We start from the raw sequence: 13,453 nt of genomic DNA, 5'->3' as shown, positions 1-13,453 counted from the left end.
ACCAAAGACGATTCCTACGAAATCAGTGGCCATTCCATAAGCACGCGATAACTGCCCTTGTGAGATTCATAGAGGGTGAAGTGATCGGCATGCAGAACAAATTCAGGCGGCGTGAGCCACTCGGGCACATCCACTCGGCAGTCACGCAACAAGGTCAAATGAGGCCGGTATTCCCTCGTCCGCTCTTCCGACCCGAACGGCAGCATCGCCTGCTCCAGCGCGTAGACCAACTGCAGCAGAGGCGGCGGGGGCTGTTGGGGCGCCAGCACCATGACACCGGCCTTGCGCCAGACATCCAGCCGGTCCAGCACGACCCTCAGGGCGGTGCCGGGCACTCGAACCTTTGCTGCCGCCGCGAGCAGGTCCGGCAGCCGGGAGACTTCGACGTCCCCCAGAAACAGTAAAGTCAGATGAAAATTTGCCGTCGGCACCGGACGGCCAGCGCGCAGTTCAAGCTGCCCGCGCCACTGCGCAATAGCCTTTCTCTGTTGCGGCGCACAACTGAGCGCGAAGAACAGTCGCTTGACCGGCTGCTGCGGGTCAGCTTTCACGACCAGCTTCTTCGGCATCGTCGGTGGTCTCGAATTCGGATTCGTAGGAATCCTCCGGCTCGCCAGCGCCTGAATCGGGGTGCGGACGCTTGCCGGGATCATTGATGTAGGGAATGTGGTTCGGGCCTTTTTCTTCCTTGCCCTCGGTTTCGGGTTGCATGGCTGCCTCCAGCGTAATGAGATACCGCGGTTAGTGCGGGTTTTGACGCAAACAGGCTTCGAACGTTCAGCCAGGACGGACGCTCGCCCGCTCGCACCCCAGGCACGTTGAGAAATCACGAACTATAACGACCTGGGTGCCTCAGAAGATAAACGCGCCCACCGTCGGGCGAGGGTCAAGGGAGCCCGGCATGGATAACCTGAAAATCGCCACGTTCAACGTCAACGGTATCAAGACCAGGTTGGCTAACCTTCTGGACTGGCTGGCGCGGGAACAGCCGGACATCGTTTGCCTGCAGGAACTCAAGGCACGCGATGCGGCTTTCCCGGCTGCGGAACTGGAAGCAGCGGGCTACGGGTCACTGCATCACGGCCAGCCATCGTGGAACGGCGTAGCGATTCTGGCTCGCGGCGATGACCCGCTGCTGATCCGCAAAGGACTGCCAGGCGCTGAAGATGACACACAATCCAGATACCTCGAAGCAGCGGCTCACGGGGTGATCGTCGGATGCCTGTATCTCCCCAACGGCAACCCGCAGCCGGGACCGAAGTTCGACTACAAGCTCAGGTGGTTCGAGCAACTGATCGCTCACGCCCGCAGCCTGCAGGCCAGCGAACACCCGGTCGTGCTGGCTGGCGACTACAACGTAGTGCCGACGGACTTCGATATCTACAACACCCGCTCATGGCTCAAGGATGCCCTGCTCCAGCCGGAAAGCCGCGAATGCTTCCAGCGACTGCTCGCCCAGGGCTGGGTCGACTCAGTTCGGCACATGCACCCCGAGGAACAGATTTACACCTTCTGGGACTATTTCCGGCAGCACTGGCAAAAAAACTCCGGCCTGAGAATTGACCACCTGCTGCTCAATCCGACGCTGGCACCGAGGCTGATGAGTGCAGGTGTAGACACTTGGGTGCGCGGTGAAGAACATGCCAGCGATCATGCGCCGACCTGGATCGAGCTGAGCCGGCCGGGCTGATGCGGCGTGCTTCGTCGGGTGGGACCGCCATTACGCCCAGCGGTTAAGAACAATTGGGCCTTAGTTGCGCAAGTGATCTGGAAAATGCGGGACGCCCGGCCTTCGTGGCTGTGTTGACCGTGCGCGCGGCAGAAACGAAAAAGCCCTGAATTTTCAGGGCTTTAGCGTGTCGAAGATGGCGGAGACATAGAGATTCGAACTCTAGGACCTGTTACAGTCGGCAGTTTTCAAGTCCATGAGTAAAATCCCCAAAACTCAATCAGTTACGCTCCAATCGCTTCCGCATTTCCATTTTTTTTAGTCCTCTGGAACGCCTATTCTGTGAGGGCTCGCTTTTCAGATGCGGAACGGATTTTTGAGCCCTTACGGCATGGATGCATTGCGCATCATTTCCAATTGTTTGTTTCGGTCTCACTCGTTTCGCTCCAGCCTCAAATCTCCCTTCCCCGCCTCCACCCCACACCGCAGGCACACATCAATGATGCCTCGGGCAGTCGGCGACTTCGATGTCACGGACAAGCGTAACCAACGCTGCGGGCGACTCATTGCTCACGTCGCGTCCGTAACGAGCACAACTGCACCTGGAAGCATCGAACACGGAAGAAACGTTAAGAAGCACTAACCTGTGCACGCCGGAAGCAACGACAATTTTCAGGAAAGGCATCGGGAAAAGGTAAGAAAGGTTAGAAAAAGCTTAAATCTCCACCATCCTATTGATTTCTATGGAGTTTTTATAAACTCAGAAAGGTAATTTTTAGGTAATAAAAAGGTAAGTGAATTACCTTTTACCAGGGTCAGTTCTCAGATTCGAAAAACTGTTTAAAAACAGGCACCTGACTAAAAATTACCTTTTCAATTACCTAAAATTACCCTGCAAGGTAATCGACCGAAGCCACGTATCTCGCGGCCTTCAGGCCTGTTTTGGGTGGCAATTACCTTTATTACCTTTCTCCGACATCGTTCGGGAAAAAGACCGGGAGAGTGCGTTACTCCCTACCGGCAGACAATGAGACCTCGCAGGGTTTTGAAGGTAGGGGGCTGGGGGCCAGCTCCGGAGCACAGGCAGACCCTGGATGCGCATAGCCAGCCCTCAGTCACGCAGAATAGAGAGCGCACTTAGGCCGCAGGAGAGGTGGGGGGACGACGGCGCGAGCGCGTTTGAACGATCATGGTGACCGCAACAATTTGCATGAGGTGATCTATCCAATTTTTGCCAGCGTAGGCATAGTGACATCAATGGCACTTTGCCCTATCACATGGACGGATAATCATGATCGAGTTATGTCTTTTTGACCTAGATCAGACGCTTGCAAAGACAGATGACTTGAGCGCCGTAAGACCGCGCGGTGTACACAACCGCACTCCTCAATATGAGCGGGAATTGAAGATTGAATATCTTAAGATTCCTAACAGAGCTATCTATTCCGAACAGATATTGCTTTCCATCAGAGCGCGTTTTCCCGCGATCAAATTAGGCGTGTTCACGAGATCGCCACGCGCCTACGCAGATTTAATGCTGCAATGGTTGTATCCTAATTTTACGTGGGATATCGTAATAGGTTATGAAGATGTTAGGCGTCACAAACCTCACGGGGAAGGTATCAAGCTAGCGATGAAAGCCTTCGACCTGACAAGGCTAGACCGAACGGTGCTAGTCGGTGACGCGGATGTAGACATTCGTGCAGCCTATAATGCTGGCTGCTTGGCCGTCCTTGACAAATCTGCATGGCCGGCGGAGCGGCAATTCATGCACTGGAATTCTTTAGACTTAACAGCAGATGGAATTCTAGATTCTCCTTCCGATTTTTTGACGTGGCTCAATGAACCCGGCTTAACTCTGCCGGACCTTGAATACCGTTTGAACCCAATCGCCAATCAGAACTCTCTATGTCGCTTTGACAAAACCAATTACTTCTTCCCCAAAGAAGTTTTCGCTTCAAAAAAACCCACACCTGTATTCATTGGAGGAAGGCACTTCTCTGACTATGCGTCCTTATCAGAACGCAAAAAATGGCATACACTTACTAACTCGGTGCATATCAATAAAGACTCGAAGCTTTTCCCGCCGGAGTGGATTGACACGTTAAGAGCGTTCATCAGATATAAATACCCTCTACTAGCTTATGCAGGCAGCCTCACTGTTACTGTAATTCCAGCTCGACCTGGACGAGAACCCCGCTTGGAAAGCCTTCTCTCTCAGCTGGAGAATTCCTTTAAGCTTGCCGCATGGGGCAAAGCCAAAATAGCTTTCGAGCCAAAACTCTTAACTTATAAAGACGGAGTTGTATCCAGTAGTCGTGAGCACCTCACCAAGCCGGAACGTTTTATAAATGTTCGAGATCATCTATCGGTCAATACTGCAGGGCCAATCCCTAGTAATGTTTTGGTTATTGACGACGTGGCTACCTCTGGGGCGACACTCGTCTATGCCAGCCAGTACCTTAGAGAAGCAGGCGTCAGAGAAGTAACCTGTTTTTCAATCGCCAAAAACATTAGCGACGTCACATGACTACTATTTCAGATGCTACCTTTAGACTACTAGCCTATTCCATGCTTAAAGGTGTAGGCGCCGCGTCACTCAGGATAATAGCCAGCATTCCGGGCTTTGCATCTGCGGATCCATATGATCTTGAAGGGCTGCCGCAAAGAATAAAGAAATCTCTTTTCGAGGAGGGTGCATGGGCAGCAGCTCTAGCGGAAGCCAACACGCAAGTTGAGGAAGCCAACCGCTTTTCAGCACGTATTCTTTCAGCAATGGATGTTGAATATCCCGATTTACTCCGCCTGACTAAAGATGACCCATTCATAATTTATTGCATAGGTTCGTTGGCTCCTAACTCTACCCCAGCAGTTGCAATAATCGGTACACGTGAGCCTACAGCTCATGGTATTGAGATTACTGAGCGAATTACTAGGTACTTTTGCGAACAAAACTGGAGCATAGTTAGCGGCTTAGCTATAGGCTGCGACTCAATAGCACATGAATCCGCGCTTAGGGCAGGGGGCCATACAGTAGCTGTTCTCGCTCACGGGTTACATACGATTTCGCCATCCAGAAACAAGGATTTAGCTAACCGAATCCTAAGTTCCGGCGGGGCATTAGTCAGCGAATACAAGTTTGGCCAAGCAGCATTACCCCAACAATTCGTAAAAAGAGACCGAACTCAGGCTGGTCTGGCGCGAGGGGTAGTCATGATCCAATCTGACCTCAAAGGCGGGAGTCTGCACGCTTCACGTGCGTCATTGGACTACGAGCGCTGGCTTGCCATTCCTTATCCGACAAGAAAAGATATAGCAAACAATGAGCCTAAGATTCAGGCCAACCTACTCATAGCCGATAATTTTGATGGGAGCGCCCCCGCATTATTACGCTGCACTTCGTCCAAGTTTGATCGCGTGCATATTCTCAGAAGCCGAGAAGATTATACGTCACTCACTAATATTCTCCCACAAGGCTATTTTCGGGAAGCTTCCTCGTCGAGAAATGAGAATAAGGAAAACCACTCCGACTTATTCTCAGCTCATCACCGCCTCACCCCCAGCTTCAAATGGCGACTTGCACACCATAATCCACATTCCGTAAGCGATGATTCGTCGGTGACCTTTACCCTTGCACTTAAACATGAGCCGGGCTTCACGATCACAGCATTATCCGGAATTGCGCAATCTTCGGAGCCTAGCACCCAGATACAATTTAAACTCACTGACTGTAACGACGAACTCACTATAAATTTTGACCCCACTTTGGATTCACCAGATCAGTTAGGAGAAAAGTTCCAGCTGGATCTTGCCTCCATCCGCACTGATATTGCCCCTAAGTTACAAATACGGATATCATCCCCATCCAAAGACCCCCATCTAGTTTTCCTAAGCCTAATGGTTAGATACTCCACAGTCACGTAATCCGATTACCAAACAGAGATAGCAATAGCAATAAAACAAGATACTAACCAAAACAGCGCCTCTACAGTGCTGTTTTGGTACGCAAATTAACGCCCCTTTGCTTTTCCCTCAGCGAGCACCTCCTCGGAAAAAGGCTCCCCACTTCGGACTTTCTCAATCAAATCCTTAAATGCTTCCGAATAGCGATGTGACTGAACTTCACTTCCATTCATGATTGCACAGTGATATTTGTTATCAAACGCCTTTATATCGATACCGGTTTCATCCTCGATCACCCTTATAAACCTCGCACACTTATGCCAAAACTTATACCCTAACACTTGGCCTATAGTCGTCAAGGTATACGGGTAGTTAACGTTAAATGACAAACCATCCGAAGTATCTGATATCCCGTATAGCTTAGCGAGCTCACCCTCTTCTTCCGATACGTTAGAAAGAACTTTATAATCTACTTGAATCGGATTTCTAGGTATATCAGAACGTACTAACTGATAGGTTCGCGCAAGCAACGAGCGCAGGAGTCTAGGATTTATATTTATCATAGCTTCATGAGAGGCGAATGCCTTATAAACCCATGAAAAGTCGTTTGCGATGATACTTTTTATAATGACACCTTTATGATCTGAAACCGGTATGAGCCTCTCGCGTCTTGGATACGCATCTTTTGAATCCTCGCTCGCCCATTCAAGAATATATATATTAGGTATAAGCTTCCCATCCTCAGATAGGATCTCGTCAATATCCGAAAGTATAGAACGAATATTTACATCCTCTGCACTATACCCAATAAATATCAAAGGGTGCTCCGCAAAAAAAGCTAAAAGCTTTGCACTAAGATATTTCTTCCGCCTCACAAATTCTTCATAATCATTTCTGGTTAACACAATACTTTCTGGAGAGGTGGCACATCCGTGAATCTTAAATATCTCTCCAATACTAGCGTGATTGGCGTATAGGATTTTTTGCCCGATAACTGGTGTATATTCAGGGAAAATGTGTTCTAAAAGCCCGTCATAGTTAGTAGTTATTATAGAGTGAGGCCTGATTAATTTTAACAACTCAATTTCTTCAGGGAGATGTCGCTCTTCCTTAGTTAACAACTCTTTAAAAAGCTCCGCCACACTGTACTTTATATACGCCTCAGGTGCGTTACCCTCATCATACAGACTGTCCGGAAATGGGTGACCTTCCTTCCCCCACGCCCAATCATTATACTTTTCCGCAAATACTGTACCGATATCGACGAAATCAGGGTACCTTTGTTTGTAATACGCAAACTGTCGGTCTATCTCGGGACATTCTTCCGCCAAATATTTTAGAAGCTCTTCCCATCCCGCCCCCCCTAAGTATCGCTTCGTGAAACCTGAACCAATGAATAAGATCGGCTGACAGGCCATGTCTTGTATACAATTTTTGATATCATCACTTACATCATCTATATATTTTGCGTAATCCCTTGCCATAATTACCCCCTACGGTTTGGTAAAAACTGGTCACATCAGCTTCCATCATGGATCAACGTTGGTTTTTTTTCTCAACTTTTCTAATTATCTAGGTACATACGTCTCATCGAGCGAACTGCACACACGTGTTTTGATATGCAGGGACTGCATACTCATCCCGCCCTAACCACCCACAACTGATCCAACCTCGTCGTATAACTCCGACTCATCAAATCCCGCCGCATCGCCCACTCCGGGTCCGCCGGCACACTCCCCGTGCGCAGTGTCCCCCTGCCCCAGCGCATATTGATCTCGTCCAGCACGCTCATCACCTTCTCCGCCGCCACCGGCTGCGAAGCCGTAAACAGGTCGTCGGTAAACTCCCCAGGCTGCCGCAGATCCATCAGCAGCACCTCAGCCTTGCTGTATTTGAACCCCGGCCGAAAGAGACGGTTGACCGCTTCGGCCGCAGCCTTGGCCAGTAGGCGCACGTCGTTGGTGGGATACGGCAGCTCGACCAGTGCGCCGTTGGCGTACTTGGCCTCTTCCGGGTTGAACATGCCGGTGCGGATGCTGACGCGCATCTTTTTGCACAGCGAGTTCTGCGCGCGGAGTTTTTCGGCGGCGCGCTGGGTGTAGGTGGCCACCGCTTCCTTGATTGGCTCGATAGTGGTCAGGCGTTTGCCGAACATGCGGCTGCAGCAGATCTCCTGCTTCGGCGGGTCGGCTTCACTCAGTTCCAGGCATGGCGTGCCGGCCAGTTCGCGGGCGGTCTTTTCGATGACCACGCTGAACCGATCACGCAGGCTGCGCGGGTCGGCCTTGGCCAAGTCCATCGCCGTGTGGATGTTCATCGCTTCCAGGTGCGCTTTCATGCGCTTGCCCACGCCCCAGACTTCGGACACAGCGGTGTTGCGCAGTACCCAATCGCGCTTGAACGGGTCAGTGATATCGACCACGCCGCCGGTGACGTCCTGCAGGCGTTTGGCCGTATGGTTCGCGAGCTTGGCCAACGTCTTGGTCTGGGCGATGCCTACGCCAACCGGAATGCCGGTACCCCGATAGACCTTGCTCCGAATGTCTCGCCCGAACGCAGTCAGGTTGCCGGGTATGCCCGTGAGGTCAGCGAACGCCTCGTCAATGCTGTAGACCTCCACCGCCGGCACCATCGATTCGATGATCGACATCACCCGTTCGCTGATGTCGCCATACAGCGCGTAGTTGCTGCTGAACGCCATGATGCCGTGCTGCCGCAGCACGTCCTTGATCTGAAAATACGGCGCGCCCATTTTCACGAAAGGCTTGGCGTCGTAGCTGCGGGCGATGACGCAACCGTCGTTGTTGCTGAGCACGACGATGGGCGTTTTCGCCAGGTCCGGCCGGAACACTCGCTCGCAACTGGCGTAGAAGCTGTTGCAGTCGATCAGGGCAAATACCGGCTCAGGCGTGGCCATGATCGCGCACGCTGTACTTCACCACACCCCAGATGACCAGTTCGTCACCCTCCATGATGTGTCGCGCCGGATATTTGGGGTTTTCGGATTTGAGGATCACCACCTCATCCCGCTTGTGCAGGCGTTTGCACACAGGCTCGCAGTTGATCGAGGCCACGACGATATCGTCATGCGCGGCCTGCAGACTGCGATCCACGATCACGATGTCACCGCCGTAGATCCCCGCTCCTTGCATGCTGTCGCCTTCGATCTTCACCAGGTACACATGCGGCGCTCGTATCTCGAACAACTCATCGAGCGAGATGTGCTTCTCGATGTGGTCCGCCGCCGGCGATGGGAATCCTGCTGCTACCAGGGAAGAAAGGAGTGGGAGCTCTGCGCCCCCTGCCGACAAAGGGCCAAGGATGGTGACACTCATAATGCGAGCCTGCTGTGGGTGGTTGGGTTATCTGTATGTATATACAGTAAACTCTGCGGCCCGCAGGTGGTCAACGTGAGATGTAGGAAATTTCGACGAGTGACACTACGGGTGACATCATGTGCGGACGCTACTCGCTCTACGAACCGATGGACCATTACCTCAAAACCCTCGCGCCAGAGCAGTTGATCATCAACGGCTATGACGAGTGGCCCATCGAGCGCTACAACATCGCTCCCACCACCCGTGTCGAAATCATCCGCCCGGCGGGTGAAGGACTGAGCGTCGACAAGGTGCGCTGGGGCTGGTCACCGTTCTGGGCCAAGGGCAAACGCCCGGACCCGATCAATGCGCGGGTTGAAACGGTCATGACCGGCAAGTTCTTCAAGGAGCTGTGGCCCAACGGTCGAGCGCTGGCACCGGCCAGTGGCTGGTTCGAGTGGGTGAAAGATCCCGTCGATCCGAAGAAGAAACAGCCCTACTTCATCCGACTCAAGAGCCAGGAACCGATGTTCTTCGCCGCCCTCGCCCAGGTGCATCCGGGGCTGGAGCCGCATGAGGGCGATGGGTTTGTGATCATCACGGCGGCCAGTGATTCAGGGATGGTGGATATCCATGATCGGCGGCCGGTGGTGTTGTCGCCGGAGGCCGCGCGGGAATGGGTCGAGCCGGGGTTGTCGTCCGGCCGTGCCGAGGTGATTGCGCGGGAAGCTTGCCGGCCGGTAGAGGATTTTGAGTGGTATCGGGTGGGTAAGGCGGTGGGGAATGTGGGGAATCAGGGGGCGGGGTTGATTGAGTCGCTGGAAAAGCGACCTCAATGAATGCTGGATGTATTCATGTAATGTCGGAAAACTGCGAAGCATGATTTTCCAGTCTAATTAAAGCGCGCATGCGCCTGCAGCCTATTGAGCGAACGTACCCTCCACGATCAATTCGAAATATGCGGCCCTAAAAGTTATGAAACTGATATGACCGCAGAATAATCTTTAGCTGCACCTACACTAAATCGCTATAGCAAACTCACACCTGCTAAATTTATTCTTAGCAAAATAGTTTTATTTTGATAAAGCTCGTATATTAGCTCCTTACCCCGCTTGACCTCAACAACTTCCGCATCAGGAAAGGCATATTTTACTTGCTCAAGCATAGCCGACTGCTGATGACTCGCCCCCCCTTTAGCAGGTACATCTGGATCTTTAAAAAAATAAAGTATCCCAGTAATTTTTTGAGTCTTGTCCGAGTAGTGATATGAAACACCCTTAAACACAGAATTATCTTTTATATTGATATTGAACCAATAATTCTCATCTTCATCCTTAGCGTTCGGATACTTTCTCTTAAGGCTATCGACAGTATCTCCTAATTTCAAATCTCGTAGACCTTTAGGATAACGGTCGTTAATTCTAAACGTGCCTTCCGCTGTCATAATCTTGTTCAATCTTGACAACTCTGCCGCTAGGGACTCGGCAACTTCTACCCGTTCTTTAAGACCTTTCTCACTCAGCTGGTATTCCTCGATTCGGTTGTCTTGGACCTTCGTCCAGATAGGCAAGATCACTGTCGTACTAAATGCTAGTGTCGCCGCTGCGGTTAAAGCCGCAACGATTACCGGATGATCCTTCCAACCCATTACACCCCTCCCTGCGTAGTGAAAAATAGCGAGTATACTCAAAAACAATTACTTATACTTTACAAAGTTTCGAGTTTCGCTTGGCTTAATGCTATCTGTCATTCATTGAGTAAAATTCAGGACGCAGACTTCGAGCCAATAGTTAACTGCATTTATTCTCCCCTGAATCACCCCCAACTCATTCTCCACCCAAACCTCCGTAGCCTCCTTGATCGACCCGAACCCACCCGCATTCTGCGGGACGATCCCCATCAGCTGCGGCGGTATCCTCAGGCTGGCCAGCACATCATCCCGTGTCTGATTCTTGATCGAGTTGAATTCGTCCTTAGCCGCCACCTCACTCACCGGTATCAGCTGCAAACCATCCTTCTTCCCATTAGGCGAGTACACAAACAGATTCCGGAAGTTACCCGGCCCCTTGGCATTCTTGAGCGCGTGACGCAGTGCGTCGATATCGGCCTCACTCTGCGCAGGGTCCGTCAGGTAAAGAATGAACCCCGCATGGCTACCGTTCTCGTAATACTTGCGGCGGAATAGCGTCGAGGCCTCATTGAGCAACGCCGATTGCAGCGCGCAGATCCACTCAGGTACGCCGTACACCTCCTGATGCAGGTCAGCCTCTCGCAGATGGAAAATCGTCCCAGGCTCGAACTCGTGCACCTGTTTCCAGCCCTGGGTCATGAAGTACCGGCCGTCCCGCCCTACCCGCATGTACTTCGCCAAAGGCGGTACCAGCTCCAGCGGTTTGCCCAACCTTGACCGGCGCACTTCCAGGTAGGCGTTGCCCAAGCAAAGGTAGTCCAACGCGAACTGCTCAAACGCGGCGCGGGACAGCAGCGGGTGCGGGGTGAAGTACTTGCTCAGCATGTTGCGCTTGAACATCAACCCCGAATTCAGGTGCACGCTGGAGCGGATCGAGCGCGCCAGGCCGTCGAGGGACAGCGGCGGTTCGTACCAACGCCCGTTAAACCAGGACTCCAGGTAGTCGAACATCTCATGCCCGCCCAAAACCGGGGCCGGTTCGCCGAAGGTGAAAACCTCAACTTTTCCAGCATGAGGGGCAGCGGTCTGGATTGCAGTGTCCATCAGTAAATCTCCATCCGCCCGGTGTTGGCAGCGGTCTGCCCTTCCAGCGGTTCGTTGTGCAGTGCGTGAAATAGTGCCCACGCCAGGTCGGCATGGCCGGTGTTGTCGTTGCGTCCAGCGGTGTAGGTGAATTGCCGACCGCTGGCCGTCACGGTCTTGCGGATCGCCATCAGGGACTGGGCCATGTCTGTCCAGCCAGCATCGAACTCCAGGCGGCCGGTGTGGATCACGTCGTAGGCCTTGAGCACCAAGCGGGTTTTGACCTCGGGGGAGTAGCTGAACGTCGTCACGTTCGGGAAGAACTGGCGCACCAGCTGGGCCACGCCGCTGCCCAGGCCGGTTATATCAATGCCGATGTAAGTCACCCAGTAGCGGTCGCACACGGCTTTGATCGCCGCTGCCTGGGCGGCGAAGTCCATCCCTCGGAATTGGTGTCGCTCCAGAATGCGAAACTTGCCGCCGGGTACAGCAGGCGGCGCGACGACCACCAGCCCGGAACAATCGCCGGTTTCGGCAGGGTCATAACCGACCCAAACCTGCCGGTCACCAAACGGCCGCATCGCGAACGGCTTGTAGTCCTCGGCCCACTCCACCCAGCTGTCGACCATGCACGGCTGGAGCATGGCCAGCGGGAAGATGCTTGCACCGTCGTCGACGAACTCACACATCAGCAGGTTGGCGAAAGCTTCCGGGCTGTACTCGCGCCGTAGTTCCTCGACATCGAACAGGTCACAACCGCCCCGCTCCGCGTCGAGAATGGTGACGATCTGTCGCCATAACCGGTCCTCACAGAACCGGCCCTGTTGCAGCGCGTTATGGGAGACGTCCACTTTCGTGTGTTGCGCGGTTGGCTTGCCTTTGTTGAAGCGCTCGCCGGTCCAGAATGTGTACGCCTCATGCGCCATGCTGGAAGGCGTCGAGAAGTAGGTTTTGCGCCACTTCTTGTGCATCGCCATGCCTGAGGCGACCTTGTTCAATTCCTCAAACTTGAAAGTCCAGAAAAACTCGTCGAAGTAAAAATTGCCGTGATACCCCTGAGCGGTACGGGCATTGGTGCCCAGGAAATACAGCTCGGCACCATTGGGTAGAACGATAGGGTCGCCGGTCAATTCGACTCCGATCACCTCACGCGTGAACGCCTGGATGTAACCCCGGAACAGGTAGGCCTGATTTTTCGAAGCAGACAGGAAAATCTGATTGCGCCCGGTCACCAGCGCGTCGATGAACGCCTCCCGTGCAAAATAATAGGTGGCCCCAATCTGGCGGCTTTTGAGGATTACCCGCGTGCGTTGGCCACCCGCTCGATACCAATCTTTCTGATAATCGAAACAGCCATCGAGAAAGGCCGAAGTCAGTTGCTCGACCTGTTCCTCGCTGATGTCGTTCTTCGGCGATTTTTTCTTGGGCGCTTCGTTGCGTTTCGCCAGATTAGGGTTCAGATCGGTTTCGGTTCCGCCGCCCTGATAGCGCTGAATTCGCGCCTGGCGCTCCAACTGGCGATGGAGCAGATCGATCTCTTTGAAATCGCCGGCGCTCTTGGCGTCTTTGAGGATCAGCTGCACCAGCCGAGCTTCCAGCGCGCCGCCGATACGCTCGACACTGTCTGCACGGTCCCACGCGTCCCGCGCCTTCCAGCTGTGTAGCGTTTTATCCTTCTGGCCGGTAGCCTCGGCAATCTCGCAAACGCGCCACCCCATCCAGTACAGGAATTTGGCCTGGCGGCGCGGGTCGAGGGGGAGCCTTTCGATCTGTGTCATGGCGGCGATGCTGCCCACCCCAGAGGCGTCCCAGTAGCGCCCCCCGTTGTACCCCCGCCCTCTACAAATCCAC

General features: G+C 53.2%; 12 protein-coding genes. 4 read left to right on the top strand and 8 right to left on the bottom strand.

Going from position 1 to position 13,453, the window contains the following annotated elements; genetic code table 11:
- Window positions 1-14: 14 nt before the first annotated feature.
- Window positions 15-569 (bottom strand): RNA 2',3'-cyclic phosphodiesterase, encoded by a 555-nt coding sequence (gene thpR, locus EGJ27_RS21715; protein ID WP_125832810.1) that lies wholly within the window; start codon window positions 567-569, stop codon window positions 15-17.
- Window positions 541-711 (bottom strand): hypothetical protein, encoded by a 171-nt coding sequence (locus EGJ27_RS24925; RefSeq protein ID WP_177523077.1) that lies wholly within the window; start codon window positions 709-711, stop codon window positions 541-543. Before EGJ27_RS24925 ends, thpR begins: the two co-directional genes overlap by 29 nt.
- 190 nt (window positions 712-901) lie before the next feature.
- Here EGJ27_RS24925 and EGJ27_RS21710 point away from each other — a divergent pair, with 190 nt between their 5' ends.
- The 3 genes from EGJ27_RS21710 (at window position 902) to EGJ27_RS21700 (ending at window position 5,593) form a co-directional block, all read left to right on the top strand.
- Window positions 902-1,690, top strand: coding sequence for an exodeoxyribonuclease III (locus EGJ27_RS21710; RefSeq protein ID WP_125832809.1), 789 nt, complete (start codon window positions 902-904; stop codon window positions 1,688-1,690).
- 1,270 nt (window positions 1,691-2,960) lie between these two features.
- The gene (locus EGJ27_RS21705; RefSeq protein WP_125832808.1) at window positions 2,961-4,199 is read left to right on the top strand and encodes an HAD hydrolase-like protein; all 1,239 of its coding nucleotides are present in this window, start codon (window positions 2,961-2,963) and stop codon (window positions 4,197-4,199) included.
- Window positions 4,196-5,593: a DNA-processing protein DprA gene (locus tag EGJ27_RS21700; protein WP_256672896.1), complete on the top strand. Its 1,398-nt coding sequence runs from the start codon at window positions 4,196-4,198 to the stop codon at window positions 5,591-5,593. Before EGJ27_RS21705 ends, EGJ27_RS21700 begins: the two co-directional genes overlap by 4 nt.
- A gap of 86 nt (window positions 5,594-5,679) precedes the next feature.
- On the opposite strand, the gene EGJ27_RS21695 is transcribed toward EGJ27_RS21700, so the two are convergent.
- From EGJ27_RS21695 to EGJ27_RS21685, 3 genes are all read right to left on the bottom strand, one after another.
- The gene (locus EGJ27_RS21695) at window positions 5,680-7,056 is read right to left on the bottom strand and encodes an SIR2 family protein (RefSeq protein ID WP_125832807.1); all 1,377 of its coding nucleotides are present in this window, start codon (window positions 7,054-7,056) and stop codon (window positions 5,680-5,682) included.
- 152 nt (window positions 7,057-7,208) lie between these two features.
- Window positions 7,209-8,489: a translesion error-prone DNA polymerase V subunit UmuC gene (gene umuC / locus EGJ27_RS21690; RefSeq protein ID WP_125832806.1), complete on the bottom strand. Its 1,281-nt coding sequence runs from the start codon at window positions 8,487-8,489 to the stop codon at window positions 7,209-7,211.
- Complete coding sequence (locus EGJ27_RS21685; protein WP_125832805.1) at window positions 8,476-8,907, bottom strand: LexA family transcriptional regulator; 432 nt, start codon at window positions 8,905-8,907, stop codon at window positions 8,476-8,478. Before EGJ27_RS21685 ends, umuC begins: the two co-directional genes overlap by 14 nt.
- A 119-nt stretch (window positions 8,908-9,026) precedes the next feature.
- On the opposite strand from EGJ27_RS21685, the gene EGJ27_RS21680 reads away from it, so the two are divergent.
- Window positions 9,027-9,728 (top strand): SOS response-associated peptidase, encoded by a 702-nt coding sequence (locus EGJ27_RS21680; RefSeq protein ID WP_125832804.1) that lies wholly within the window; start codon window positions 9,027-9,029, stop codon window positions 9,726-9,728.
- Window positions 9,729-9,916: 188 nt separating this feature from the next.
- Here EGJ27_RS21680 and EGJ27_RS21675 read toward each other — a convergent pair whose 3' ends face one another.
- The 3 genes from EGJ27_RS21675 to EGJ27_RS21665 form a co-directional block, all read right to left on the bottom strand.
- Window positions 9,917-10,537: a hypothetical protein gene (locus EGJ27_RS21675; RefSeq protein WP_125832803.1), complete on the bottom strand. Its 621-nt coding sequence runs from the start codon at window positions 10,535-10,537 to the stop codon at window positions 9,917-9,919.
- Between the two features lie 102 nt (window positions 10,538-10,639).
- The gene (locus EGJ27_RS21670; protein WP_125832802.1) at window positions 10,640-11,623 is read right to left on the bottom strand and encodes a phage portal protein; all 984 of its coding nucleotides are present in this window, start codon (window positions 11,621-11,623) and stop codon (window positions 10,640-10,642) included.
- The gene (locus EGJ27_RS21665; RefSeq protein ID WP_125832801.1) at window positions 11,623-13,380 is read right to left on the bottom strand and encodes a terminase ATPase subunit family protein; all 1,758 of its coding nucleotides are present in this window, start codon (window positions 13,378-13,380) and stop codon (window positions 11,623-11,625) included. Before EGJ27_RS21665 ends, EGJ27_RS21670 begins: the two co-directional genes overlap by 1 nt.
- Between the last annotated feature and the right edge of the window lie 73 nt (window positions 13,381-13,453).

This window comes from Pseudomonas sp. v388, assembly GCF_003935425.1.
Lineage (GTDB): Bacteria > Pseudomonadota > Gammaproteobacteria > Pseudomonadales > Pseudomonadaceae > Aquipseudomonas.
Note: the sequence above shows the minus strand (reverse complement) of the source record. Positions and strands in the feature narration are given on the sequence as shown.

Excerpts from the sequence above, each read along its gene's own strand:
- thpR (WP_125832810.1), bottom strand. The coding sequence starts at position 569 with ATGCCGAAGAAGCTGGTCGTGAAAGCTGACCCGCAGCAGCCGGTCAAG.
- EGJ27_RS24925 (WP_177523077.1), bottom strand. The coding sequence starts at position 711 with ATGCAACCCGAAACCGAGGGCAAGGAAGAAAAAGGCCCGAACCACATT.
- EGJ27_RS21710 (WP_125832809.1), top strand. The coding sequence starts at position 902 with ATGGATAACCTGAAAATCGCCACGTTCAACGTCAACGGTATCAAGACC.
- EGJ27_RS21705 (WP_125832808.1), top strand. The coding sequence starts at position 2,961 with ATGATCGAGTTATGTCTTTTTGACCTAGATCAGACGCTTGCAAAGACA.
- EGJ27_RS21700 (WP_256672896.1), top strand. The coding sequence starts at position 4,196 with ATGACTACTATTTCAGATGCTACCTTTAGACTACTAGCCTATTCCATG.
- EGJ27_RS21695 (WP_125832807.1), bottom strand. The coding sequence starts at position 7,056 with ATGGCAAGGGATTACGCAAAATATATAGATGATGTAAGTGATGATATC.
- umuC (WP_125832806.1), bottom strand. The coding sequence starts at position 8,489 with ATGGCCACGCCTGAGCCGGTATTTGCCCTGATCGACTGCAACAGCTTC.
- EGJ27_RS21685 (WP_125832805.1), bottom strand. The coding sequence starts at position 8,907 with ATGAGTGTCACCATCCTTGGCCCTTTGTCGGCAGGGGGCGCAGAGCTC.
- EGJ27_RS21680 (WP_125832804.1), top strand. The coding sequence starts at position 9,027 with ATGTGCGGACGCTACTCGCTCTACGAACCGATGGACCATTACCTCAAA.
- EGJ27_RS21675 (WP_125832803.1), bottom strand. The coding sequence starts at position 10,537 with ATGGGTTGGAAGGATCATCCGGTAATCGTTGCGGCTTTAACCGCAGCG.
- EGJ27_RS21670 (WP_125832802.1), bottom strand. The coding sequence starts at position 11,623 with ATGGACACTGCAATCCAGACCGCTGCCCCTCATGCTGGAAAAGTTGAG.
- EGJ27_RS21665 (WP_125832801.1), bottom strand. The coding sequence starts at position 13,380 with ATGACACAGATCGAAAGGCTCCCCCTCGACCCGCGCCGCCAGGCCAAA.